Here is a 22,913-nt window from a genome sequence, read left to right as displayed (position 1 = left end):
CAGGTGGGCGGCCGCCGTCGTTGCCGGGGCCGGACAGGGAGCTGTCAGCTGTCCTGGGCGTAGCCCTGCGGGTTGTGCTTCTGCCAGCGCCAGTGGTCCTCGCACATCTCGGCGAGGGTCCGGGTTGCCGACCAGCCCAGGTCGGCGAGGGCCGACGACGGGTCGGCGTAGCTGACCGCCGCATCGCCGGGCCGGCGGGGCGCGAACTCGTAGGGGACCTCGCGGCCGACCGCGGCGGAGAACGCGGCGAGGACCTCGAGGACCGAGGAGCCGTTCCCCGTGCCGAGGTTCCAGGTGTGCACCCCGCCGTGGGCGACGAGGTAGTCGAGGGCGGCGAGGTGGCCCTCGGCCAGGTCCACCACGTGGATGTAGTCGCGCACCCCGGTGCCGTCCGGCGTGGGGTAGTCGTTGCCGAACACCAGGACCTTCTCCCGGCGGCCCACCGCGACCTGTGCGACGAAGGGCAGGAGGTTGTTGGGGACGCCCGTGGGGTCCTCCCCGATGGTGCCCGAGGAATGCGCGCCCACCGGGTTGAAGTAGCGCAGCAGGGCGATGTTCCAGCGGGGATCCGCCGCGCCGAGATCGGTCAGGATGTCCTCGATCTGCTCCTTGGTGCGCCCGTAGGGGTTCACGGCGTCGAGCGGGAGCTTCTCCGTCAGGGGCACCTCCTCGGAGGCGCCGTAGACGGTGGCGGAGGAGCTGAACACGAGGGTGCGCACGTCGGCGTCGTCCATGACCCGCAGGAGGGTCAGGGTGCCGCCCACGTTGTTGTGGTAGTAGTACAGCGGCTTCTCGACGGACTCGCCCACGGCCTTCAGTCCGGCGAAGTGGATGACGGCGTCGACCTTCTCCTCGGCGAAGATGGCGCGCAGCCGGGGCTCGTCGAGGAGGTCGGCCCGATGGAAGGTCGGCCTGCGGCCGGCAAGGGTCGCGACGCGTTCGAGCGAGGTCTCCGTGGAGTTCATCAGGTTGTCGACGACGACGACGTCGTGGCCGTGGTCGAGCAGGGTCAGGACGGTGTGCGAGCCGATGTAGCCGCTGCCACCGGTAACGAGTATTTTCACGCTCCCATCGTAGGTGCATCGTGGAGGAGTGCGGTGTCCCCGCTGCCCGATCCGCCTCTGGAGCCCCCGGCGTCCGGGGATTACTGTAGGAACGAGCCCGACCGGTCCGAAGGAGGCCCATGTCGCACGCCGCATCAGGCTACAGCGGGTATTTCACCGTGGACACCTCGGAAGTGCTGCTCGTGGCGCTGTACCTCAGGGACTGCGCCGGGCTGGCGCGTACCGGTCGACCCGCCCTGCCACCGCTGATTCCGACGGTGCGGAAGGCCGCGACGCGGCGCCTGACGGAGCAGGTCGGAGGGCGGGCGGCCCTGCGGGTCGAGTGGGAGGCCTGGTGGCACAGCCTGCTCGCGCACCGTGTCCAGGACGCGGTCCTGCCGCTCCCTCCGCACTTCGAGGCGCTGGACGGCATGCCGGCGCTGAAGGTCCTCCTGCAGGCCCACTTCGGGACCGCGATGGAATGGGCGCAGGAGCGGTGCGCCGAATACGCCCTCCACGCGGGGTCCAGGGGCGCGGACAGCATGGACTACCTGCTCTCCCGGATCATCCAAGAGCGTGAGCTCGAGCTGGGGCGGTCGGCCCGCCGCTTCACGCTCGAGGTCGTCGAGCTGCCCCTCGGCGTCCGGCGCGCGTGGTGGGTGGAGCCGGACAAGCTCCTAATGTGCCAGGAACTGTTCGACGACGAGCGTTCCTTCCGCAGCTACGTGGAGCCCGTCGTCAGGATGCTCGTCTGACCCGCGCCCGCGCCCGCGCCCGCGCGCCGGGTATCAGGGTGTCGCCCCCGCGACGGTGACGGTCACCGTCCCGGTCTCCGTCGTCGTCGACGACCAGCCGCCGTCCTCCCGCACCCATTCGAGGCCGGAGAACGCGACCGCGGTGATCTGGAGGGCCGACGCGTTGGCCACCGCCCACTGCGCGACCGCCCAGCCCGTGGTGTCCGCGACGTCCAGCGTGAGGCGGGTCCCGTCCACGGTCCCGCCGAGCGGGCCGAAGACCTCCTCCGCGGCCGTCGAGACGGCGAACGGGTCGCCGTCGGCCGAAGGTTCGCGGAGGGTGCACTCCAGGGCCGCGGGCGAGTGGCCGGTCAGTGCGGAGGCGAAGGCGCGGCCCTCCGGCTCGTGGTCGGCGTACGCGGTCGGGTAGGCGGAGCGCTGGACCGTCTGGGCGGCCTCGGTGATCGGCAGTGCCTCGTACCCGGGGATCCTGACCAGCGCGTCGTAGAAGGCGCCCGCGGCGTAGAGGGGCGACATGATCTGCTCCTCGGTGCCCCAGCCCTGCGAGGGGCGCTGCTGGAACAGGCCCCGGGAGTCGGGGCCGGCGTCGTCGCCGTAGTCGATGTTCTCGAGGCGGGACTCCTGGACCGCCGTGGCGATGGCGATCGATGCCGCGCGGGCGGGCAGTCCCCGGTTCACGGCGACCGCCGCGATGAGCGCGGCGTTGCCGGTCTGCTCGGGGGAGAGCTCGAAGGTGTCCGCTCCCACGGTCGCGCTGCACCGCTCCCGGACCAGGACCTCGCTGTCGCCCAGCTGGTCGACGGCGACAGCGGTACCCCCGATGACGACGGCGGCGAGCGCGGCGAGCATCCCGCCGGTGCGGAGCTGCCGCCGCCGGCGCCGGACGGCAACGGAAGGGGGCCGCGGGGACATGCGCTAGTTGGCGTGCAGGGCGGGATTGAGCGCGATGCCCTGGCCGCTGCGGGGACGGGCCTCGACGGCTCCCGTGGCGGAGTTGCGCAGGAACAGGATGCCCGGCTCGCCGGAGAGGGTCGTGGCCTTGACGAGGGTTCCGTCCTGCAGGGTCACCTTGGTGCCGGCCGTGAGGTAGAGCCCGGCCTCGACGACGCAGTCGTCCCCGAGGGAGATGCCGACACCGGACTCGGCACCCAGGAGGCAGCGCTCGCCGATGGTGATGCGTTGCGTCCCGCCACCCGAGAGCGTCCCCATGATCGAGGCCCCTCCGCCGATGTCCGACCCGTCCCCGACGACGACCCCCGCCGAGATGCGCCCCTCGACCATGGAGTGGCCGAGCGTCCCGGCGTTGAAGTTCACGAACCCCTCGTGCATCACGGTGGTGCCGTCGGCCAGGTGGGCGCCGAGGCGGACGCGGTCGGCGTCGGCGATCCGCACGCCGGTCGGGACCACGTAGTCGACCATGCGGGGGAACTTGTCGACGCCGTACACGGCCACGGGGCCGCGGGCACGCAGCGCGGCACGGACCGTCTCGAAGCCCTCCACGGGGACCGGCCCGTAGTTGGTCCACACGACGTTCGCCAGCAGCCCGAAGACGCCGTCGAGGGAGAGGGTGTTCGGCTGGACGAGCCGGTGGGAGAGGAGGTGGAGCCTCAGATAGGCGTCCTCGGTCCCCGCGGGGGCGTCGTCGAGGTCCACGGTGAGGTCGACGACGCGCTGCGTGACGTGCCGGGCGTTGTCCACGCCCGCCGCCGCGAGGGCGTCCAGGGTGTCCCGCAGGTGGGCCGCCGCGGCGTCGTCCTGCGCAGGTGCGCCGACCCAGGGGGCCGGGTACCAGGTGTCCAGGACGGTTCCGTCGGATGCGACGGTCGCGAGGCCGAGGCCGCCGGCCGGCCGCCGGGGAGCGGACATGGGTGAACTGGGCGCAGGAGCAGTCATGGGGACAAGTCTACCGAGCGATAGTGTTGCCGCATGATGCCCTCTCCCGTTCCGGCGCTCGATCCGCGCTCCGACGTAGCCCACCTGACAGCGCGACTCCTGGACATCGGGAGCGTCTCCGGCAACGAGGCGCTCATCGCGGACGCCGTCGAGGAGGCCCTGCGCCACCTGGACCACCTGGAGGTGGTGCGCGACGGCGACTGCGTCATGGCGAGGACCCGGCTCGGGCGCCCCGAGCGCGTCATCCTCGCCGGGCACATTGACACCGTGCCCCTCCCGACCGCCCCCGGGTCGCGGGGGACTGTCCCGTCCGTGTGGGACGGCGACGTCCTGTACGGGCGGGGCGCCACCGACATGAAGGGAGGTGTCGCCGTCCAGCTCGCGCTCGCGGCGGCCCTGACGGAACCCACGCGCGACATCACCTTCATCTTCTACGACCAGGAGGAGGTCGAGGCATCCCTCAGCGGGCTCGGCCGGGTGGCGGAGTCCTACCCCGAATGGCTGGCGGCGGACTTCGCGGTGCTCCTGGAACCGACGGACGGCACCGTGGAGGGCGGCTGCAACGGTACGGCGCGCTTCGACGTCCGGGTCACCGGGAAGGCGGCGCACTCGGCGCGGGCATGGCGGGGCGTGAACGCGATCCACGGTGCCGCCGACATCCTCGTCCGTCTGCGGGACCATGTGCCGGCGACCGTCCACGTGGACGGGCTGGACTACCGGGAGAGCCTGAACGCGGTGATGATCACGGGGGGCACCGCCGGCAACGTCATCCCTGACAGCGCCGTGATCGAGGTGAACTACCGCTTCGCCCCGGACAAGTCGCCGGAGCAGGCGGAGGAGTACGTGCGGGCACTCCTCGACGGTTTCGACGTCGAGCGGACCGACGCGGCCGCCGGCGCGCGGCCCGGCCTGCAGCACCCCGCCGCGGCCGCGTTCGTCGCGGCCGTCGGTGCGGAGCCGAAACCGAAGTACGGCTGGACCGACGTCGCGCGGTTCAGCGCCCTCGGCGTGCCGGCGGTGAACTTCGGTCCCGGCGACGCGCTCCTCGCGCATACGGACGACGAGCACGTGCACGCCGACGCGATCCGCGCGTGCCTGGCCGCCCTGACGACCTGGCTGTCCTGACCGGCGGCGCCGTGGCGCCCCCGGACGACGAAGGACCCGGCATGCGCCGGGTCCTTCGTCGTTGCTGTCGCGGGAACGGCTCAGGTGGAGGCCGCGTCCATCGCGATGGCCTCCTCCGCGGCAGGCCGGCGGCCCTTGGTCCTGAAGCTCAGGAGGACGGACAGCCGCGTCGCCAGGGATGACAGCGCGAAGTTGATGATGATGAAGATCGCGGCGGCGACCAGCAGCGACGGGATCACGTTGCCCTCGCCGACCCCGAGCCGGCGCATGTACTGCAGCAGTTCGGGGTAGGTGATGATGAAGCCCAGCGCCGAGTCCTTGAGGATGACCACGAACTGGCTGATCAGTGCGGGCAGCATGGCGATCAGGGCCTGGGGGATCTCGATGCTGCGCAGCGACTGGTTCGGCGTCATGCCGATCGCCATGCCCGCCTCGCGCTGCCCCCGGGGCAGGCCCTGGACACCGGACCGGACGAGCTCCGCGATCACGGAGCCGTTGTAGAGGGTGAGGGCGATGACCACCGCGATGAGCGGGGCGTCCTCGGGCTGGACCGCCCCGGAGCTGCCGAGCGCCAGCCAGAAGAAGATCATCATCAGCAGGACGGGGACGGCGCGCAGGAATTCGACGACGACCCCTGCGACCCACCGGACCGGCGCGAGGTGCGAGAGCCGGCCGACGCCGAAGATCAGGCCGAACACCACCGAGGTGACGATGGCGATCGCCGCCGCCTTCAGCGTGTTGGCGAGCCCGGGGAGGATGAAGTACTGCCACGTCCTCCCTTCGAGGAAGGGCGTCCACATGCTCCCGGCGAGCTGCCCCTTCTCGGCCAGGGCCGCGACGACCCAGGCGAGGATCCCGAGGACGATCAGCACGCCGACGATGTTGCCGATGAGGATGTTCCGGCGTGCGCGGGGACCGGGCGCGTCGAAGAGGACCTGCTGCGCGCTCATCGTGCCACCGCCAGTTTCCGTGAGGCCCAGGTGGTCAGCAGTCCGATGGGGATCACCAGGATCACGAAGCCGAGGGCGAAGGTGAGGAAGATCGGGATCACGAGGTCGGAGCGGAACTCGATCATGGTCTTCATGAGGCCCGACGCCTCGGTGGCGACCGAGCCCGCCGCGGCGACCGTCGAGTTCTTGATGAGGGCGATCAGCACGTTCCCCAGGGGCGCGATGGCGCCGCGGAAGGCCTGGGGGAGGATGATGAGGCGTGCCGCCGGCAGGAAGCTCAGCCCGATCGCCCGTGCGGCCTCCGCCTGGCCGAGAGGGACGGTGTTGACGCCACTGCGGATGGCCTCGCACACGAAGGCCGCGTGGTACACGGACAGGCCCACGATCGCGATCCGGAACAGGCTGTCGTTGAGGTCGGACGCCAGGCTGATCTGCATGACGGAGAACAACCCGAGGAAACCGAAGGCCAGGATGATGGTCAGCGGCGTGTTGCGGAAGATGTTCACGTACGCGGCGCCGAACCACTGCAGGCTCGCGATGGGGGAGATGCGGAACAGGGCCAGCACCGTGCCGATGATGAGCGCCCAGATGGCGGCCCAGAACGACAGTTGGATGTTGACCCAGAACGCGGCGGGCACGTCGTAGGTCTCGAACAGCGACAGGTAGTTCTCCACGGTTCACCTCTTTCCTGGTGGGGAACACGGCATTGGCGGGGCGGTCCGGGCGGACCGCCCCGCCAATGGGGGCTTGCTAGGCGCAGGGCTCCGGTGTGGGTGGGTTCAGCTCCGCGTTGTAGGTGTAGTCGGCACCCTCGGTGTTGCTGGTGATCGCGTCCTCCCAGGCACCGTCCTCGATCATCTTGGTGATGGCCGCGTTGATGTCCTCGCACCTGTCGCTGCCCTTGGGCAGGCCGACGCCGTACTTCTCCTCGGAGAAGGTGTTGCCGACGACCTTGAACTTGCCCGCGTTGGCTTCCTGCGCGGCGAGGCCGGCGAGGATGATGTCGTCGGTGGTGACGGCGTCGATCTGGCCGCCGCCCATCGCCGTGACGCACTCGGCGTAGCCGGGCTGCTCGACGAGCTGCACGCCCGGGTACTGGTCCTTGATCTTCTGGGCGGACGTCGAGCCCGTGACCGAGCAGAGGTTCTTGCCCTCGAGGTCCTCGGGGCCCTCGATGTCGCTGTCCGTGGGGACGAGGAGGTCCTGGCCGGCGATGAAGTACGGGCCCGCGAAGTCGACGGTCTCCTTGCGGGTGTCGGTGATCGAGTAGGTCGCGAAGATCATGTCGACCTGGTTGTTGGACAGCAGGTTCTCACGGTTCGCGGACGGCGCCTCGACGAACTGGATATCCCCCTCGGCCACCCCGAGCTCGCCCGCCACGTACTTGGCGACGTCGACGTCGAAGCCGGAGTAGGAGCCGCCCTCGTCGTAGCCGAGGCCGGGCTGGTCGAACTTGATGCCGATGCGGAGCGTCTCGCCGCCGCCGTCCTCGCCCCCGCCGCCTTCGCTGCCGGTGGTGTCGCCACCTCCACACGCGGACAGGGTGAGTGCTGCCACCGCAGCCACCGTGGCTGCTGCGTATCGGGTCTTTCGCATTGGTTCTCCTTGCGTCGCGGCCTCGGAAGGCCCTCGTGGGTCCTGCGGATGCGGGGTCAGTGCGAGAGGATCTTGCCGAGGAAGTCCTTGGCGCGATCGCTCCGCGGGTTGGTGAAGAACTCCTCGGGCGTGGCCTCTTCCATGATCTGGCCGTCCGCCATGAAGATCACGCGGTCGGCGGCACGGCGGGCGAAGCCCATCTCGTGCGTCACGACGATCATGGTCATGCCCTCCTTGGCGAGGGCGACCATCGCGTCGAGGACCTCGTTGATCATCTCCGGGTCGAGCGCCGAGGTCGGTTCGTCGAACAGCATCACCTTCGGCTTCATGGCGAGGGCCCGCGCGATGGCCACGCGCTGCTGCTGGCCGCCGGAGAGCTGGGCGGGGAGCTTCTGCGCCTGGTTGTCGACGCCGACGCGCTTGAGCAGGGACATCGCGAGCTCCTTCGCCTCGCCGCCCTTCATGCCCTTGACCTTGATGGGGCCGAGGGTCACGTTCTCGAGGATCGACTTGTGCGCGAAGAGGTTGAAGGACTGGAACACCATGCCGACGTCGGCGCGCAGCTTCGCCAGGGCCTTGCCCTCCGCGGGGAGGACCTTGCCGTCGATGGCGATCTCGCCGTCGTCGATGGTCTCCAGGCGGTTGATGGCACGGCACAGGGTCGACTTCCCGGACCCGGACGGCCCGATGACCACCACGACCTCGCCGCGCCCGACCTCGAGGTTGATGTCGCGGAGGACGTGCAGGTCACCGAAGTGCTTGTTGACGTGCTTGAGCGAGACGAGGGGGCTTCCCGAGGACGCGGGCGTAGTCGGTTGCTGTTCACTTGTCATGGGAGAAATGTAGCGAACTATTCCTCCCCGGCAATACGGCGGGGTGGAATGGGGAGCATTGTGATTCAAGTGCAATCAGTGCACTGACCGATGCGCTCCCATTGGTTAGCCTAGGACAATGTCTCTTTCGCAGCAGCCCCCGGCCGGTGACACCACCGGGCAGCCCACCAGCGACGACGGCGCCGTGCCTGCAGTGGCCGACGGTCCCGCAGGACCCGGCATGAACGGTTCGGCCCGCGCGCGCGGGAACGGTGTGCCGGCGTCGAGGCCGGCGCGGCACAAGGGCCCGGTGGAACTGCGGCGTGCCCAGGCGGCGGCTCCGCAGTCCGACAACCAGCTGCTGGACTCCGATCCGGGCGGCGGCTTCACCCGCACCGATCCCTGGCGCGTGTTGCGCATCCAGAGCGAATTCGTCGAGGGGTTCGGTACGCTGGCCGACCTCGGACCGGCGATCAGCGTGTTCGGGTCGGCCCGGACGCCGCGGGACTCGCCCTTCTACGCGATCGGCGAGGAGGTGGGCCGGCGCCTCGTCGCCTCGGGGTACGCCGTCATCACCGGGGGAGGGCCAGGAGCCATGGAGGCCGCCAACAAGGGCGCCTGCGAGGCGGGCGGGGTCTCGGTGGGACTCGGCATCGAACTGCCCTTCGAGCAGGGCATGAACGAGTGGGTGGATCTCGGGATCAACTTCCGCTACTTCTTCGCGCGGAAGACGATGTTCGTCAAGTACGCCAACGGGTTCGTCGTGCTGCCGGGCGGCTTCGGTACGCTCGACGAACTGTTCGAGGCGATGACCCTCGTCCAGACCCGCAAGGTCACCTCCTTCCCGATCGTGCTCATCGGCGTCGACTACTGGCGCCCGCTCATCGACTGGATCGAGGGCACCCTGCTCGCCGAGGGCACCGTCTCGGAGAAGGACCTCTCGCTGCTGCAGCTCGTCGACACGGCGGAAGAGGCCGTGCGGATCGTCGCGGCCTCCGCGCGGCACGGCCAGGCCCCGAGTACTGCCTCCGGGCACCGCTGAGAGTCGACTCTGGCACCATGGCGGTGTGACTATTCTCCTGGTGATCCTCGCCGTCCTGCTCCTGGGCGGGACCGCCGTCCTCGCCTCCGGACGCCCGCTCCCTGCATCGCTCCGGCGTCCCGACGCCGTTGTCCCGGCAGGCTCGGCGCCGTCCGGCCAGGACGGGTTCGGGCTGGTCGAGCCGGTGGCGAGCCTGCCTCCCGTCCTGCTGCCCGAGCGGCCCTCCGCGCCGGACGTCGACGCCGTCCGGTTCGGGCTGGGCCTCCGCGGCTATCGCATGGACCAGGTGGACGAGGTCCTCGACCGCCTGGCCGGCGCGCTCGCCGAGCGGGACGTCCTCATCGGTGAGTTGCGCTCGCAGCTCGCCGCGCAGGACGCCCGGCCATGAGCGGAGCCGTCCCCGGCTCGGACGGCCGGCCGCGGTGCGGCTGGGCGGTCACCAGCGCCGACTACGAGCAGTACCACGACCTCGAATGGGGACGCCCCGTCCGGGACGAGACCGGTCTGTTCGAGCGGCTGAGCCTCGAGGCCTTCCAGTCCGGCCTGAGCTGGATCACCATCCTCCGGAAGCGGGAGGCGTTCCGCACGGCCTTCGCGGGGTTCGTCCCGGAGGCAGTGGCGGCCTTCGACGGGCACGACGTCGAGCGGCTCCTGGCCGACGCCGGCATCGTCCGGAACCGGCTGAAGATCGAGGCGACGATCGCCAACGCCCGGGCCCTCCTCGCGCTCCCCGACGGCACCACCCTCCACTCCGTCCTGGATCGGCACCGCCCCGAGGCGCGCCCCGCGCCGGCCACGCCGGCCGACGTACCCGCGGTCACGGCGGAGAGCACGGCCCTGGCCCGCGATCTCCGCGCCCTCGGCTTCCGCTTCGTGGGCCCGACGACGGCGTACGCCATGCTGCAGGCCACCGGGTACGTCGACGACCACCTCGAGGACTGCTGGGTCCGCGGCGCGGACGGGACGGCACCGGACGCCGATCGGCCCGCGGGGACACGACCGTGACGACCGCTGCCGGCGACGGCGCGGCGTGAACCGGACGCGGACCGCGGCGACCGGGCAGCCGGGCCGGATGCAGGCCCGCCGGATCCTGGAGGTCCTGGCGGTCTTCGCCGCCGGCCGCCTCGTGTCGACCGCGATCCTCCTGCTCGCGGCGGCGCGCCAGGGCCCCAGTCCGTGGTCCGGCCCCCGCCCCGGCTACGGGACGTTCATCGATTTCTGGGACAGCGGCTGGTACGAGCGCATCTTCATGGAGGGATACCCGACCGAGCTGCCGCGGGACGCTCTCGGAGCGGTCAGCCACAACCAGTGGGCGTTCTACCCCCTCTACCCGGGACTCGTCCGCGTCCTGGATGCGGCCACCGGCCTCGGGTGGGGCGTCCTCGCCCCCCTGGTGTCGGTGGTCGCATCGGCCGCGGCGTCGCTCGTGATCTACCGCCTGTTCAGGCTGCGCTCCGATCACCGGACGGCGCTCTCCGGCGTCGCGGTCGTGTCCTTCGCACCCGTGGCAGCCATCCTGCAGGTGCCCTACGCGGAGTCGCTGCACCTGCTGCTGCTGGCCTCGGCGCTGTACCTCGTCTCGCGCGGCCGCTACGTCGCTGCCATGCCCGTCGTGGTCCTGATGTGCCTGGCACGCCCGGCGGGAGTGCCGTTCGCGGTCGCCGTCGGGATCCTGTTCCTCCACGCACTGTGGACTGCGCGCCGAGCGGGCGATCCGGGCAGCCGCAGTGAGGCGGCGGCCCGCCTCCTCCCGCTGTTCCTGCTCGGCGTGGTCTCCGCTGTGTCCGCCGTCACGTGGCCGATCATCGCCTGGGCCGTGACGGGGGAGCGCACCGCCTACGTCGCGACGGAGACGGCCTGGCGGGGTGAGGCCCTGGTCCCGTTCGTGCCCTGGTTCGAGGCACCCGCCGCCGTGCTCGGGCCCGCGGCAGGGGCCCTGGTGGTCGCCGGCCTCGTGGTGGGCGCCGTCGCGCTGTTCCTCGCGCCGTCGGTGCGCTCGATCGGCCTCGTCCCCGGCGCCTGGTGCGCCGCGTACCTGCTCTACCTCGCGGCGTTCTGGGACCCCCAGTCGAGTACCTGGCGCATCCTGCTCCCGCTGTTCCCCCTGGCGATCGCCCCCGCGTCCGTGCGCGGGGGACGCCTTCTCTGGGTGCTCCTGCCGGTGTCCGTGGCGCTCCAGTTCCTCTGGGTGGACGGCCTGTGGGCGTGGACCCCGACCGGTCCGGCCGGGGATTATCCCCCGTGAGTGTGATCCACGCCGCACCCGAATTAGCAGGTGCAGGACTTGTGCTGAATAATAATGGTGATGACGTGCACACCGGGGCCCTGTACAGGTCGCTCCGGATGGAGCACCGGTTACTGTCGCGCTGCCGCTGATCGCGGCCGCGCCCTGTTGAAAGGGACACCCCCATGGCTGCCATGAAACCGCGTACCGGCGATGGACCGATGGAAGTCACCAAGGAAGGGCGCAGCCTCATCATGCGGGTGCCGATCGACGGCGGCGGGCGCCTCGTCGTCGAACTCAACGCCGAGGAAGCCGGCCACCTGAAGGACTGCCTCCTCGGCGTGACGACCCAGGTCGCCCGCTAGGGCCCTGGCCCGGGCCGTCAGGCGCGCTGCTTGACCGCCAGCAGAAGGCCGGTGCCGGTGGGCAGGAGGGCCGACACGAGGGCGTCGTTCTCGCGGACCATCCGCCCCACCTGACGCAGGGTGTTGGTCGACTGCTCCCGGACGGCGGGCTCCGCCACGCGGTCCTGGTCCAGCGCGTCGTTGACGATCATGATGCCCCCGTTCTTCAGGAGGCGCGTGGCCTGCTCGACGTACACGGGCAGCCCCACCTTGTCGGCGTCGATGAAGACGAGGTCGTAGGCGGCGTCCGTGAGGCGCGGGAGCACGTCGGCGGCGCGCCCCGAGATGGTCCGCGTGCGGTTCGAGGGGATGCCCGCTTCCGAGTACGCCTCGCGGGCGGCGCGCAGGTGGTCCACGTCGGAGTCTATGGTCGTCAGGACCGCGTTCCGGCCCAGGCCGCGCAGCAGGCAGACGCCGGAGACGCCTGCGCCGGCGCCCACCTCGACCGCCGTCGACGCCTTGGAGGCGGCAGCCAGCACGGTCAGGGCCGCTCCGACCGCAGGGCTCACCGGGGTCACCCCGAGTTCGTGCGAGCGGTCGCGCGCCCTGAGCAGGGTGTCGTCCTCGTCGGGGAGCCCCTCCGTGTAGGACCAGCTGCTGTGTTTGTCGGCGGCCATGGACATCCATTCTGTGAGCGGGAGGGTTCGAGGGGGCCGTCGGCTTGCCGGAGCCCCGCCCCAACAGTACTGTGCGGCGCGGGGGCAGTTCCAAGCGGGCCCGCACCGGCGTGCAGCGTCCGCCGCCCTGCCAGCGAGTTCCCAGCTTGGTGGGAAAGACTTTTTCCTCGGGGCATCCGGTGCGAGCGCAGTCTCGAATCCCTGACACCATCGTTCGAGCCTCAGGGCAGCGGGCGGGGCGGGTCCGGAGGCCGAGGCGAGAAGGGGAACATGATGTCCAGTGTGAAGGCGACGCAGGGAGCCGGGGAGACAGTCCCCGCAGCGGATGCGCCGATCCTCGACGAGCACGGCGATCCGTGGGTGGCGCCGTCCTGGGAGGACGTCGTCACCACGTACTCACCCAAGGTCTACCGCCTCGCCTACCGGCTCACCGGCAACAGGTTCGACGCCGAGGACCTCACGCAGGAGGTCTTCGTGAGGGTCTTCCGGTCCCTCGCCAACTTCAAGCCGGGGACGCTCGACGGCTGGCTGCACCGCATCACCACGAACCTGTTCCTCGACCAGGCGCGCCGCAGGACCCGCATCCGCTTCGACGGGCTGACCGAGGAGGCGGAGAGCCGCCTGCCGAGCAAGCACCCCGGCCCCGAGCGCAGTTTCGAGTTCAACAACCTCGACATCGACGTGCAGGCGGCCCTCGAGGAACTTCCGCCGGACTTCCGTGCGGCCGTGGTGCTCTGCGACCTGGAGGGCCTCGCGTACGACGAGGTGGCCCGCGTGCTCGGGATCAAGCTGGGTACCGTCCGTTCGCGCATCCACCGGGGCCGGACGATGCTGCGGGAGAAGCTCGCGCACCGGGACCCCCGCACCACCGGCACGAGCGGAGCGGCCCTGGGTGTCCCGCGGATCGCGGGCCTGGGCTGACGGTCATGTTCCACCCGCATCGCTCCCTCCAGGACCTCGTGGACGGTGAGTTGTCCGATCGACGGCGTATCGCCGTGGAACGGCACGTCTCCCGCTGCTCGTCCTGCGCGGCCGCCCTCTCGCGGATCCGCGCCCTGAAGAGCACGCTGCTCGGCCTCGACCGCCCGGACCCGCATCCGGATCTCCGGCGCAGGCTGCTCTCGCCCGGGTTCGGCGGTTCCGCGGCCCCCCGTGCACCCCACACCGGCTCGAGCGCTGCCTTCGTGCGCGAGCACCACGAACGCACGGGACCGCAGCGGCGTCGTCCGGTGCTCGCCGCCGTCGGCGGTTCGGCCGTCGTAGCGGCGGCGATCCTCGCCTCCGCCTACGTGGTGGGATCGGAGGTCCCGCCGGTGGCGGAGGGCACGGCCACCGGGACGACGGCGCTGCGTGCGGGCTGGGAGTCGGTCGCCCCCCGGACGCCGACCGTCCTGGACACGGACCAGCTCGAGACGCTGCGGGCCGGCGGCTGGTACTGCCCGGAGCTCGAGGCGCTCGGGTTCACGCTGCGGAGCGCGGAGGGCATCACCGTGGGCGGCAGGCCGACGCTCGAACTCGTCCTCGAGAACGACGGCGACACGGTGACCGTGTACGAGCAGCGGAAGGTCGGGGGCGTGAGCGTGGACCGGCACGTCCCTCCGGCGCCCGTCAACGCCGTCACCGGCAACAGCGTGGTCTCCGACGGCTTCGAGCACATCGGCGGTGCGGCACGGGACGTCTGGGTCCGCCCCGGCGCACCCTGGCAGGCGGTCCTCGATTCGCCGTCGGTCACGTACACCGTGGTGTCGGATCTGCCCCCGGCCTCCATGCCGCAGACACTCAGCCAGCTCGTCACGACGGAGCACACGCAGCTCTCGCTCGCCCCCCAGGGGCGGGAGGACTCGACGGTGGACCGCATCCTCCGCGGCCTGTCGATGATCACCCACGTGCAGGACGATCGCGGATAGGTGGGCCACCGATCGGGAAGGTAGTCTTTTCACGTGTTGGGAATCAACGGCCTGGAACTCGTGGTCCTGGCGCTGATCGCCGTCCTGGTGCTCGGCCCGGAGCGGCTTCCGGAGTACGCTGCCCAGCTCGCCCGGCTCGTGAAGGGGCTCCGGCGCATGGCGACCGGGGCGCGTGAACAGCTCCGCGAGGAAGTGGGCCCCGAACTCGACGAGGTGGACTGGCGGAAGCTCGATCCGCGCCAGTACGATCCCCGCCGCATCATCAGGGAAGCCCTGCTCGACGACATCGAGGACGTCTTCAAGCCCGTCAGCGACGGCGCACCCCGAGCGGTCGCACCCGCCGCCGCAGCGGGCGCGGCGCTCGCAGCAGCCCGCCCCGCCCCCTCCATCCCCGCCCGGCCCCGGCTCTCGGCCGGCCAGGCCGCACCGTACGACCTCGAGGCGACCTAGACGTACCGCGCCCTGCCGCCGCGGACCGGCGTCAGCGGACGCTGACGGGGAGTCTCAGTCCCGCCAGGCCGCGCGGCCTCCGCGCGAGGGCGGAGGCGATGGCCACCAGTTCCGCACCGGCCGCCGAACCGCCTCCCTGGAGGACGAGGGGCACGCCGGCGTCGCCGCCCTCGCGGAGTGCGACGTCGAGCGGGATGCTGCCGAGCAGCGGGACCTGCGTGTCCAGCGTCGCCGACAGCCGCGCGGCCACCGCGCTGCCGCCGCCGGTCCCGAACACCTCCAGCCGGGTGCCGTCGGGGAGTTCGAGCCAGGACATGTTCTCGATGACACCGGCCACGCCCTGCCCGGTCTGCGCCGCCATGGCACCCGCCCGTTCCGCGACGTCCGCGGCTGCGCTCTGGGGTGTCGTGACGACGAGGAGCTCGGAGGACGGCAGCAGCTGGGCGACGGAGATCGCGATGTCACCCGTGCCCGGAGGGAGATCCAGGAACAGTGCGTCGAGGTCGCCGAAGTACACATCGGTGAGGAACTGCTCGAGGGCGCGGTGCAGCATGGGGCCGCGCCAGGAGATGGGCTGGTTGCCCTCCACGAACATGCCGATCGAGATCACCTTCACGCCGTGGGCGACCGGTGGCAGGATGAGCTCGTCGACGCGCGTGGGCTGCTGCGTGATCCCCATGAGGGCCGGGACGGAGAAACCGTAGACGTCGGCGTCGACGATGCCGACGCGTAGCCCCTGCGCAGCCAGGGCGACGGCGAGGTTGACCGTGACGCTCGACTTGCCCACGCCGCCCTTCCCGCTCGCGACCGCGTAGACCCGGGTGAGCGACTCCGGATCGTTGAAGGGGATGCCGCGCCGGCCGCCCGCACCCTGCAGTAGTTCCTTCAGCGCGTCACGCTGCTCCTGGTTCATGACCCCGAGGTCCACCTCGACGCCGTCCACGCCCTCGACCGCGGAGAGCGCCGACTCGGCGTCGCGGGCGATGGTGTCGCGCAGGGGGCAGCCCGCGATGGTCAGCAGGACGCGGATCCGTACCGTGCGCCCGAGGATCTCCACCGACTCCAGCATGCCGAGCTCGGTGATGGGCCTGCGCAACTCCGGGTCGATGACCGTGTCCAGGGCCGCGCGGACGGCACCCTCGGTGGGCGGGTCGCCAGTCACCGGGACGGTCTCCTCCCGGCAGACTGGATCTTCGGCAGGGTGACGGTGTTGTCGGAGGGCTTCCGCGGTTTGCGTTTCTGCAGCGTGAGTTCCTGCCCGTCGGTGGTCTCGAGCAGCTCCTCGAGGATGGAACGGAGCTCGGAGCGCACGTAGTCACGCGTGGCGACCTCGCGCAGCGCGATGCGCAGCTCGGCGATCTCCCGCGTGAGGTACTCGGTGTCCGACAGGTTCCGTTCCGCGCGCTGGCGGTCCTGCCGGAGGGACACGCGGTCGCGGTCGTCCTGCCGGTTCTGGGCGAGCAGCAGCAGGGGCGCCGCGTAGGAGGCCTGCAGGGACAGCATGAGGGTGAGCGCCGTGAAGCCGAGCGCGGCGCTGTCGAAGCGGAAGTCCTCCGGTGCGAAGGTGTTCCAGACGAGCCAGATGATGCAGAACACCGTCATGTACAGCAGGAACTGGGGCGTGCCCATGAAGCGGGCGAAATTCTCCGTCGCGCTCCCGAAGCGGTCCGGGTTGGGCCGCGGCCTCAGGAGAAAGCGCTTCCGGACCACCCGCGGCGTGTCCAGGCCACGCGAATTCGACCTGATCTTCTCAACCACGGCGGTCGCCTCGCTTCTGTCCCGGTACGTCGTCCTGAGCCCGCCAGTCATCCGGCAGCAGGTGGTCCAGCACGTCGTCGACGGTCACGGCGCCGACGAGCCGGCCCTCCGTGTTGACGACGGGCAGGGAGTTCAGATTGTAGGTCGCGAGGATCCGCGACACCTCGCTGACGTTCGACTGGTCGCCGATCGCCTCGAGGTCGGTGTCGATGATGTTGCCGAGCGGCTCGGGCGGCGGGTAGCGCAGCAGCTGCTGGATGTGCACGACCCCCAGGTAGCGGCCGGTCGGCGTCTCCAGCGGCGGGCGGCAGACGAAGATCGAGGACGCCAGGGCCGGCGTCAGCTCCTCGCGCCGCACGTGGGCGAGGGCCTCCGCGACGGTCGCCTCGGGAGGCAGGATGACCGGCACCGTGGTCATGAGGGACCCGGCGGTGTCCTCCTCGTACTCGAGCAGCCGGCGCACGTCCTCGGCGTCGTCGGGCTCCATGAGCTGGAGGAGTTCCTCCTTCTGCGCCTCGGGGAGCTCGTTGAGGAGGTCCGCGGCGTCGTCGGGGTCCATCTCCTCGAGGACGTCCGCCGCGCGCTCACGCGTCAGGGACGTCAGGATCTGCACCTGGTCGTCGTCGGGCAGTTCCTGCAGCACGTCGGCGAGCCGGTCGTCCTGCAGTTCGCCGGCCACCTCGATGCGCCGCTTGTCGTTCATCTCGTGCAGCGCGTCCGCGAAGTCGGCCGCCTTGAGGTCGTCGTGCTGCGCGACGAACTGGGAGGCCCCCTGCGGCTCGTCGGTCGTGCCGTGGAAGGCATCGGCCCAGTCGATGATGAGGCGCTCCCCGCCCCGGCGCAGCCCGCGCAGGGGCGACGAGCTTTCACGGCGCACGAAGAACTGCGACACGTGCCAGTCACCCGCCCGGTCGCGCTCCATCGCGACGTCCTCGACGACGGCGTTCCCGCTGCCGTCCCGGAGGGTGAGACGGCGGTCGAAGAGTTCGGCGACCATGAGCATCTCGGCGCCGCGCTGCTCGAAACGGCGCAGGTTGACGAGGCCCGTGCAGATGATCTGCGAGGGGTCCATGGAGGTGATGCGCGTCATGGGCACGAAGACGCGCTTCTTGCCCGGGACCTCCACGACGAGGCCGACGACATGCGGCGGTCTGGTCGGTCCGCGGTCGAGCACGACGGCGTCACGCAGGCGACCGAGACGGTCACCGAGCGGGTCGAAGACGTCGAGGCCCAGGAGGCGGGCGACGAAGACGCGGGTCGAGTTGGTAGTCACCTCCCTAGGCTATCGGCAGTGGCACGGCAGGACGGCATCAGCGTGGACGAGGGCGGCCGGGCATTGCCCGGCGCCCCGCGCATCGCCGGCCGACCGCCGTTCTCTCCCGGCGAAGTGCCTCCCATCAGCCGGAGCGGTAGGCAAGAATGGGGAGCATGTCGACACCACCACTTGGAAACACCGCGTCCCGCGACCTCGGCCGGGCGCTGCCCACCGGCGAGACGATCGGGCGGTACACCAGCTACCTCGACGCCCAGAAGGCCGTCGACTACCTGGCCGACAACAAGTTCGCCGTGCAGCGGGTGGCCATCGTCGGCAACGACCTGAAGACCGTGGAACGCGTCACCGGACGCCTCAGCTACCCGCGGGTGGCGCTCGGGAGCGCGGCGACGGGCGCGTGGTTCGGACTGTTCGTGGGGCTGATCCTCAGCCTGTTCGCCGGCAGCGAGTCGGGGATCACGATCTCCTCGTCGATCGCCCTGGGGGCCATCTTCTGGCTGCTCTTCGGCGTCATCACCTACGCGTTCCAGCGCGGCAAGCGAGACTTCACCTCGACCAGCCAGGTCATCGCGACGAGCTACGACGTGCTCGTGGAACCGGAGCTCGCCGCGGACGCCCGCCGGCTCCTGCAGCAGCTGCCCATGAACGGCCAGGCGCAGCACCCGGGCGCCGACCCCTCGTCCTGGGGGCAGCAGCAGTCGCAGCCACCGCAGCGCCCCGCCTCCTGGAACGACCCGTACGCCGACCAGTCCCAGCCCCGGTCCGCGGCACAGCAGCCCCAGTCGCAGCAGGGCGTGCTCGACGAGAGCCAGACCGCCGGTCCCGGTACCACCGGCCCGCGGCGGGGACAGTTCCCCGATCTCCCGGACGGACGGCCGCAGTACGGCGTGCGGGTGGACGGCCAGGACGCCGGGGGACCCGCTGCGCAGGACGGCCCCTCTCCCCACGAGCCCGGAGCCCGTTCCGACGACGGCGGGCACAGCGGGCACGGCGGGCACGGTTCCAGCGCTGCGGGCCCGCAGCGCTAGGACCTGGGCGACCGCTGCACCCGCGGACGGCTCCGGACGCACACCGCACGAAGGCAGGGGCCCGGTCCGGGTCCCTGCCTTCGTCCTGTTCGGTTCGTCCTGTCCGGTTCGTCCTGTCCGGTTCGTCCTGCGGGCCGGCTACTCGCCGGTGCTGCCCCAGATGCCGCCCATCCAGTCCTCGACGGCTTCGGGCGTGCGGGGCAGGGCCGCGCTGAGGTTGACCGGGCCGTCGGCCGTCATCAGGATGTCGTCCTCGATGCGCACGCCGATCCCGCGGTACTCCTCGGGCACCGCAAGGTCCTCCGCCTTGAAGTAGAGACCCGGTTCGATCGTGAACACCATGCCCTCGGTGAGGACCCCGTCCAGGTACAGCTCGCGCTTGGCCTGGGCGCAGTCGTGCACGTCCATGCCGAGGTGGTGGCTCGTGCCGTGCGGCATCCACCGGCGGTGGTGCTGGCCCTCGGGTGCGAGGGCCTCCTCGAGCGGGACGGGCAGGAGCCCCCAGCGGTCCAGGTTCTCGGCGAGCACGGTGACCGCGGCGAGGTGGATCTCACGGAACTTCCGGCCCGGCTGCGCGGCCGCGAAGCCGGCGTCGGCGGCGTCGAGCACCGCCTGGTAGATCGTGCGCTGCACCTCCGTGTACCGTCCGTTGACCGGCAGGGTACGGGTGATGTCGGCGGTGTAGAGGCTCTCGGCCTCGACGCCGGCATCCAGCAGGAGCAGCTCGCCGGCCCTGAGATGGCCCGTGTTGCGGATCCAGTGCAGCGTGGTCGCATTGTTGCCGGACGCGGCGATGGTGTCGTACCCGAGGTCGTTGCCCTCCTCGCGGGCGCGGGAGAAGAAGGCGCCTTCGACGACACGCTCGCCGCGGGGATGCGTGATGGCCCGCGGGAGCGTGCGGACCACCTCGTGGAAGCCCTCCACGGTCGCGGCGACCGCCGTCTCCATCTGCTCGATCTCCCAGGCGTCCTTGATGAGCCGCAACTCGGACAGCATCTCGGCGAGCACGGCGTCCAGGGCGTCGGCTTTCTCGAGGTCCACCCCGGTGTTGATGCGGGAGGTGTCCACGAGGGCATCGGCGTTGAAGTCGACCTCGCGCAGCAGCCGGATGCTGACGCCGCCGATCTCGGCCACGCCGGCGTCCTTGGTGATGGCGACCTCGAGCCCGGCGAGATCGGCGGTCCTCAGCCCGAGCTGTGCCTCGATCTGCGCCATCGACAGGCGCTGCCCGATCCAGAACTCGCCGTAGCGGGCGTTCGCGTAGAACTCGTCGCTGTCGCGCCCTGCGAGCTCACGGAAGTACAGGGTCGCGGCGTGGTTGCCGCCGTCGTCGCCAGTGCCCTGCTCCACCGGCTCGAGCACGAGCACGGCGTCGGGCTCGTGGTCCAGACCGAGGCCCGTGAGGTGCGCGAAGCCGGAGTGGGGGCGGTAGCGGTAGTCGGTGTCGTTCGAGCGCACCTTGAAGGGGCCGGCAGGGATGACGATGCGCTCCCCGGGGAAGCGGTCGGACACGGCGCGACGGCGGCGTGCCGCGTGCGGGGCGACGGGCGATGCCGGCGGAAGATCGTCCGAGGCCGGCGCCCAGCTGCTCGCCATGAAAGCCTTGAAGGCGTCGGAGTCGGGCCGCTGGGACCGGTTGTCGTTACGGTCCGTCAGGGGCTGGCCTTCCGGGGAGTCGGTGGGATTCAGGGATACGGATGCGGTGTCGTCAGGGCTCACCCCGTCATCCTCCCACCGTGACTGCGGCGTGGGAAAGTCTGGGAGCCAGATACTTTAGAAGCTAAAATAAAACGGCACGCCCCTCCACGGAAAGGCGGAACCATGGCAACCCTCGCGGTCTTCGGCGGAACCGGCAGAACCGGCCGCCACGTTCTCGACCAGGCCCTCGCAGCGGGACACGAGGTCCGGGTGCTGGCACGCTCGGCCACGTCCGTCCGGGCCGGTGACCCCCGCCTGACAGTGATCGAGGGTGACGTCCTCGACGCCCGGGCAGTGGACCGGGTCCTCGCGGGGAGCAGTGCCGTCATCAGCGTCTTCGGACATGTCAAGGGGTCACCCCCGACCCTGCAGACCGACGGCACCCGCATCATCACCGAGGCGATGGCACGGCACGGCGTGCGGCGCATCGTCTCCCTCTCGGGGGGTGGGTTGCCGGATCCCGCCCATGACAGGCCGAAGGCTGCCGACCGGATCATCCGTGTCCTCCTGCGACTGCTCTCGCCCACGGTGCTCGAGGACGCCAAGGGGCACCTGCGCGTGCTCCAGGAGAGCGGTCTGGACTGGACGGTGGTGCGGGGCCCGCGCCTGCAGGAGAAGCCGTACACGGGCGTGTACCGCGTGGGCTGGGTGGGCGTGGACGCCAGCACCTCCGTGGGCCGGGCGGACCTCGCCGAGTTCCTCCTGCGGCAGGTGGAGGACCGCACCTTCGTGCACCAGCTGCCCATGGTGAGCTACTGATGGGGGAGGGGCCCGACGTCGAGCGGGAGGAGGTGCTGGCCGAGGCGATCGACACCATGGCGGCACTGACCCGGGACCTCGCCGCCGCGGGGTCCTACCCGTTCCGGGAGCGGCGGCTCGGCCGGGCCCGGATGAACCTGCTCTACCAGTTGTCCCGCACCGGTGCCCTCGGCGTCGGCGCACTCGCCGACGCGCTCGACGTCACCCGCGGGGCGGTGAGCCAGCAGGTCGACCATCTCCGGCAGGCGGGCCTCGTGACCGTCGGAGTCGATCCGCTCGACGCGCGGGCGCGGATCGTCACGCTGACCGAGCAGGCGCGCGCCGAGGTGGACGAGTTCCAGCGCGGGTGGATCGACGCCGTCGCGCCGCGCTTCGACGCCCTGGGCACCGACGACGTACGCGAGTTGCGGCGCCTGCTGTCCCTCGTCCGGCCGGCCGGCAGGACCACGCCGTGAGGGCCGCAGGATCCCACCGGTACGGTGGGCCGGACGAGCTGCTGGTCCTCGAGCGCCGGGGCGCCGGCACGGTGGTCGCGCTCGGGGGCGGGGTAAGGGCGCCGGCGGTCGGAGACGCGGTCATCGCGATGGCGTCACCCCGACAGTGCGGGAGGTGCGCCGAGTTCGCGGTCCTCCCCGCGGATCGGTGTGCGCTCGCGGCAGCCAGGAGGGTCACGGGCGCCCTGACCGGGCCGCAGGCCGGGAGCGCGTAGATTGGACCCGGTGAGAATCGATCTGCACACGCATTCCAACGTCTCGGACGGCACCGAGGACCCCGACGTCCTCATCCGGTCCGCAGCAGCGGCGGGCCTCGACGCCGTCGCACTCACCGACCACGACTCGACGGCCGGCTGGGACCGCGCCCGCACCGCGGCCACCGCCCTCGGCATCACCTTCATCCCGGGTATGGAGGTGTCCTGCCGCACGGACACGGGCATCAGTGTGCACGTGCTCTCCTACCTGCACGATCCGCTGCATGCCGGCCTGCGCGTGGAGATCGAGAAGTCGCGGACCGCCCGCCTGACGCGGGCACGGCGCATGGTGGAACTGATGTCGGAGGACTTCGGGATCACCTGGGAGCTCGTGGAGCAGCACGTCACGGAGGGCGCCACGGTGGGGCGGCCGCACATCGCCGACGCGCTGATCGCGCTCGGCGTCGTCACCACGCGGTCCGAGGCCTTCGATCGGATCCTGACCACGCGCTCGCCCTACTGGGTCAGCCACTACGCTCCGCATCCCGCGCACGCGGTCGCCCTCATCCGCGACGCCGGCGGCGTTCCCGTCTTCGCCCACCCGTCGGCCTTCACGCGCGGGGCCGTGGCGGGAGGCGCCGTACTGGACGAGATGATCGACGCCGGGCTGCTGGGCCTCGAGGTGGAGCATCGGGACAACCCGGAGAGCGCACGCGTGAAACTGCGGCGGATCGCGCGGGACCGCGGTCTCCTGATGACCGGCTCGAGCGACTACCACGGCAGCGGCAAGCCGAACCTGCTCGGCGAGAACACCACGACGGCCGAGACGCTCGAGGCCATCCATTCGCTCGCCACGGGCAGCAGGGTCGGTTAGCGCCCGCCCGGCAGTAC

General features: G+C 71.1%; 27 protein-coding genes. 15 read left to right on the top strand and 12 right to left on the bottom strand.

What is annotated here, in order from left to right; all coding sequences use genetic code 11:
• Positions 1-44: 44 nt before the first annotated feature.
• Complete coding sequence (galE, locus tag ACX80P_RS14790; RefSeq protein WP_459278868.1) at positions 45-1,064, bottom strand: UDP-glucose 4-epimerase GalE; 1,020 nt, start codon at positions 1,062-1,064, stop codon at positions 45-47.
• Positions 1,065-1,183: 119 nt separating this feature from the next.
• On the opposite strand from galE, the gene ACX80P_RS14785 reads away from it, so the two are divergent.
• On the top strand, positions 1,184-1,798 hold the full coding sequence (locus ACX80P_RS14785) for a hypothetical protein (protein WP_459278867.1): 615 nt from the start codon (positions 1,184-1,186) through the stop codon (positions 1,796-1,798).
• 33 nt (positions 1,799-1,831) lie between these two features.
• Here ACX80P_RS14785 and ACX80P_RS14780 read toward each other — a convergent pair whose 3' ends face one another.
• Complete coding sequence (locus ACX80P_RS14780; protein WP_459278866.1) at positions 1,832-2,710, bottom strand: hypothetical protein; 879 nt, start codon at positions 2,708-2,710, stop codon at positions 1,832-1,834.
• Between the two features lie 3 nt (positions 2,711-2,713).
• A complete protein-coding gene (dapD, locus tag ACX80P_RS14775) occupies positions 2,714-3,691 on the bottom strand; it encodes a 2,3,4,5-tetrahydropyridine-2,6-dicarboxylate N-succinyltransferase (RefSeq protein WP_459278865.1) in 978 nt (325 codons plus the stop codon).
• A 33-nt stretch (positions 3,692-3,724) separates the two neighbouring features.
• On the opposite strand from dapD, the gene dapE reads away from it, so the two are divergent.
• Positions 3,725-4,816, top strand: a complete 1,092-nt coding sequence (gene dapE, locus ACX80P_RS14770) for a succinyl-diaminopimelate desuccinylase (RefSeq protein WP_459278864.1) — start codon at positions 3,725-3,727, stop codon at positions 4,814-4,816.
• Positions 4,817-4,896: 80 nt separating this feature from the next.
• Here dapE and ACX80P_RS14765 read toward each other — a convergent pair whose 3' ends face one another.
• The 4 genes from ACX80P_RS14765 to ACX80P_RS14750 all read right to left on the bottom strand — a co-directional run bounded on the left by ACX80P_RS14765 (position 4,897) and on the right by ACX80P_RS14750 (position 8,195).
• Positions 4,897-5,766, bottom strand: a complete 870-nt coding sequence (locus tag ACX80P_RS14765) for an amino acid ABC transporter permease (protein ID WP_459278863.1) — start codon at positions 5,764-5,766, stop codon at positions 4,897-4,899.
• The gene (locus ACX80P_RS14760) at positions 5,763-6,440 is read right to left on the bottom strand and encodes an amino acid ABC transporter permease (protein WP_459278862.1); all 678 of its coding nucleotides are present in this window, start codon (positions 6,438-6,440) and stop codon (positions 5,763-5,765) included. The genes ACX80P_RS14765 and ACX80P_RS14760 overlap by 4 nt, the downstream gene beginning before the upstream one ends.
• Positions 6,441-6,516: 76 nt before the next feature.
• Positions 6,517-7,362 (bottom strand): glutamate ABC transporter substrate-binding protein, encoded by an 846-nt coding sequence (locus tag ACX80P_RS14755; RefSeq protein ID WP_459278861.1) that lies wholly within the window; start codon positions 7,360-7,362, stop codon positions 6,517-6,519.
• A gap of 56 nt (positions 7,363-7,418) precedes the next feature.
• Positions 7,419-8,195 (bottom strand): amino acid ABC transporter ATP-binding protein, encoded by a 777-nt coding sequence (locus tag ACX80P_RS14750; RefSeq protein WP_459278860.1) that lies wholly within the window; start codon positions 8,193-8,195, stop codon positions 7,419-7,421.
• A 220-nt stretch (positions 8,196-8,415) separates the two neighbouring features.
• On the opposite strand from ACX80P_RS14750, the gene ACX80P_RS14745 reads away from it, so the two are divergent.
• The 5 genes from ACX80P_RS14745 (at position 8,416) to ACX80P_RS14725 (ending at position 11,805) form a co-directional block, all read left to right on the top strand.
• Positions 8,416-9,216, top strand: coding sequence for an LOG family protein (locus ACX80P_RS14745; protein WP_459278956.1), 801 nt, complete (start codon positions 8,416-8,418; stop codon positions 9,214-9,216).
• Between the two features lie 25 nt (positions 9,217-9,241).
• A complete protein-coding gene (locus tag ACX80P_RS14740) occupies positions 9,242-9,604 on the top strand; it encodes a DivIVA domain-containing protein (RefSeq protein WP_459278859.1) in 363 nt (120 codons plus the stop codon).
• Positions 9,601-10,221, top strand: a complete 621-nt coding sequence (locus tag ACX80P_RS14735) for a DNA-3-methyladenine glycosylase I (RefSeq protein ID WP_459278858.1) — start codon at positions 9,601-9,603, stop codon at positions 10,219-10,221. Before ACX80P_RS14740 ends, ACX80P_RS14735 begins: the two co-directional genes overlap by 4 nt.
• A 25-nt stretch (positions 10,222-10,246) precedes the next feature.
• A complete protein-coding gene (locus ACX80P_RS14730) occupies positions 10,247-11,461 on the top strand; it encodes a hypothetical protein (protein WP_459278857.1) in 1,215 nt (404 codons plus the stop codon).
• Positions 11,462-11,625: 164 nt separating this feature from the next.
• Positions 11,626-11,805: a DUF3117 domain-containing protein gene (locus tag ACX80P_RS14725; RefSeq protein WP_459278856.1), complete on the top strand. Its 180-nt coding sequence runs from the start codon at positions 11,626-11,628 to the stop codon at positions 11,803-11,805.
• A gap of 17 nt (positions 11,806-11,822) precedes the next feature.
• Here ACX80P_RS14725 and ACX80P_RS14720 read toward each other — a convergent pair whose 3' ends face one another.
• Positions 11,823-12,461, bottom strand: a complete 639-nt coding sequence (locus ACX80P_RS14720; RefSeq protein ID WP_459278855.1) for an O-methyltransferase — start codon at positions 12,459-12,461, stop codon at positions 11,823-11,825.
• 270 nt (positions 12,462-12,731) lie between these two features.
• Between ACX80P_RS14720 and sigE the strand changes: the two genes are divergently transcribed.
• Genes sigE through ACX80P_RS14705 form a run of 3 tightly spaced genes read left to right on the top strand, consistent with a single transcriptional unit; the run spans position 12,732 to position 14,818 of the window.
• A complete protein-coding gene (gene sigE, locus ACX80P_RS14715) occupies positions 12,732-13,382 on the top strand; it encodes an RNA polymerase sigma factor SigE (RefSeq protein WP_459278854.1) in 651 nt (216 codons plus the stop codon).
• Between the two features lie 5 nt (positions 13,383-13,387).
• Complete coding sequence (locus tag ACX80P_RS14710; RefSeq protein WP_459278853.1) at positions 13,388-14,368, top strand: anti-sigma factor family protein; 981 nt, start codon at positions 13,388-13,390, stop codon at positions 14,366-14,368.
• Between the two features lie 33 nt (positions 14,369-14,401).
• Complete coding sequence (locus ACX80P_RS14705) at positions 14,402-14,818, top strand: twin-arginine translocase TatA/TatE family subunit (protein ID WP_459278852.1); 417 nt, start codon at positions 14,402-14,404, stop codon at positions 14,816-14,818.
• 31 nt (positions 14,819-14,849) lie between these two features.
• Here the strand turns inward: ACX80P_RS14705 and ACX80P_RS14700 are convergent, their stop codons facing one another.
• From ACX80P_RS14700 to ACX80P_RS14690, 3 genes are read right to left on the bottom strand one after another with little or no spacing between them, the layout of a single operon-like run.
• Positions 14,850-15,980 (bottom strand): Mrp/NBP35 family ATP-binding protein, encoded by a 1,131-nt coding sequence (locus ACX80P_RS14700; RefSeq protein ID WP_459278851.1) that lies wholly within the window; start codon positions 15,978-15,980, stop codon positions 14,850-14,852.
• Positions 15,977-16,576 (bottom strand): DUF1003 domain-containing protein, encoded by a 600-nt coding sequence (locus ACX80P_RS14695; RefSeq protein ID WP_459278850.1) that lies wholly within the window; start codon positions 16,574-16,576, stop codon positions 15,977-15,979. The genes ACX80P_RS14700 and ACX80P_RS14695 overlap by 4 nt, the downstream gene beginning before the upstream one ends.
• Positions 16,569-17,849: a magnesium transporter MgtE N-terminal domain-containing protein gene (locus tag ACX80P_RS14690; protein WP_459278849.1), complete on the bottom strand. Its 1,281-nt coding sequence runs from the start codon at positions 17,847-17,849 to the stop codon at positions 16,569-16,571. Before ACX80P_RS14690 ends, ACX80P_RS14695 begins: the two co-directional genes overlap by 8 nt.
• A gap of 155 nt (positions 17,850-18,004) precedes the next feature.
• Here ACX80P_RS14690 and ACX80P_RS14685 point away from each other — a divergent pair, with 155 nt between their 5' ends.
• Positions 18,005-18,877, top strand: coding sequence for a YflT domain-containing protein (locus ACX80P_RS14685; RefSeq protein WP_459278848.1), 873 nt, complete (start codon positions 18,005-18,007; stop codon positions 18,875-18,877).
• 138 nt (positions 18,878-19,015) lie between these two features.
• On the opposite strand, the gene ACX80P_RS14680 is transcribed toward ACX80P_RS14685, so the two are convergent.
• Positions 19,016-20,596, bottom strand: a complete 1,581-nt coding sequence (locus tag ACX80P_RS14680) for an aminopeptidase P family protein (protein ID WP_459278847.1) — start codon at positions 20,594-20,596, stop codon at positions 19,016-19,018.
• Between the two features lie 102 nt (positions 20,597-20,698).
• Here ACX80P_RS14680 and ACX80P_RS14675 point away from each other — a divergent pair, with 102 nt between their 5' ends.
• The 4 genes from ACX80P_RS14675 to ACX80P_RS14660 are packed head-to-tail and all read left to right on the top strand — an operon-like array spanning position 20,699 to position 22,896.
• The gene (locus tag ACX80P_RS14675; protein ID WP_459278846.1) at positions 20,699-21,334 is read left to right on the top strand and encodes an NAD(P)-dependent oxidoreductase; all 636 of its coding nucleotides are present in this window, start codon (positions 20,699-20,701) and stop codon (positions 21,332-21,334) included.
• Positions 21,334-21,789, top strand: a complete 456-nt coding sequence (locus ACX80P_RS14670; protein WP_459278845.1) for a MarR family winged helix-turn-helix transcriptional regulator — start codon at positions 21,334-21,336, stop codon at positions 21,787-21,789. The genes ACX80P_RS14675 and ACX80P_RS14670 overlap by 1 nt, the downstream gene beginning before the upstream one ends.
• Positions 21,786-22,043: an alcohol dehydrogenase catalytic domain-containing protein gene (locus ACX80P_RS14665; RefSeq protein ID WP_459278844.1), complete on the top strand. Its 258-nt coding sequence runs from the start codon at positions 21,786-21,788 to the stop codon at positions 22,041-22,043. The genes ACX80P_RS14670 and ACX80P_RS14665 overlap by 4 nt, the downstream gene beginning before the upstream one ends.
• A gap of 10 nt (positions 22,044-22,053) precedes the next feature.
• Positions 22,054-22,896 (top strand): PHP domain-containing protein, encoded by an 843-nt coding sequence (locus tag ACX80P_RS14660; RefSeq protein ID WP_459278843.1) that lies wholly within the window; start codon positions 22,054-22,056, stop codon positions 22,894-22,896.
• Positions 22,897-22,913 lie beyond the last annotated feature (17 nt).

The organism is Arthrobacter arabinosi, from assembly GCF_054511115.1.
This window is presented reverse-complemented; position numbering and strand designations above follow the sequence as displayed.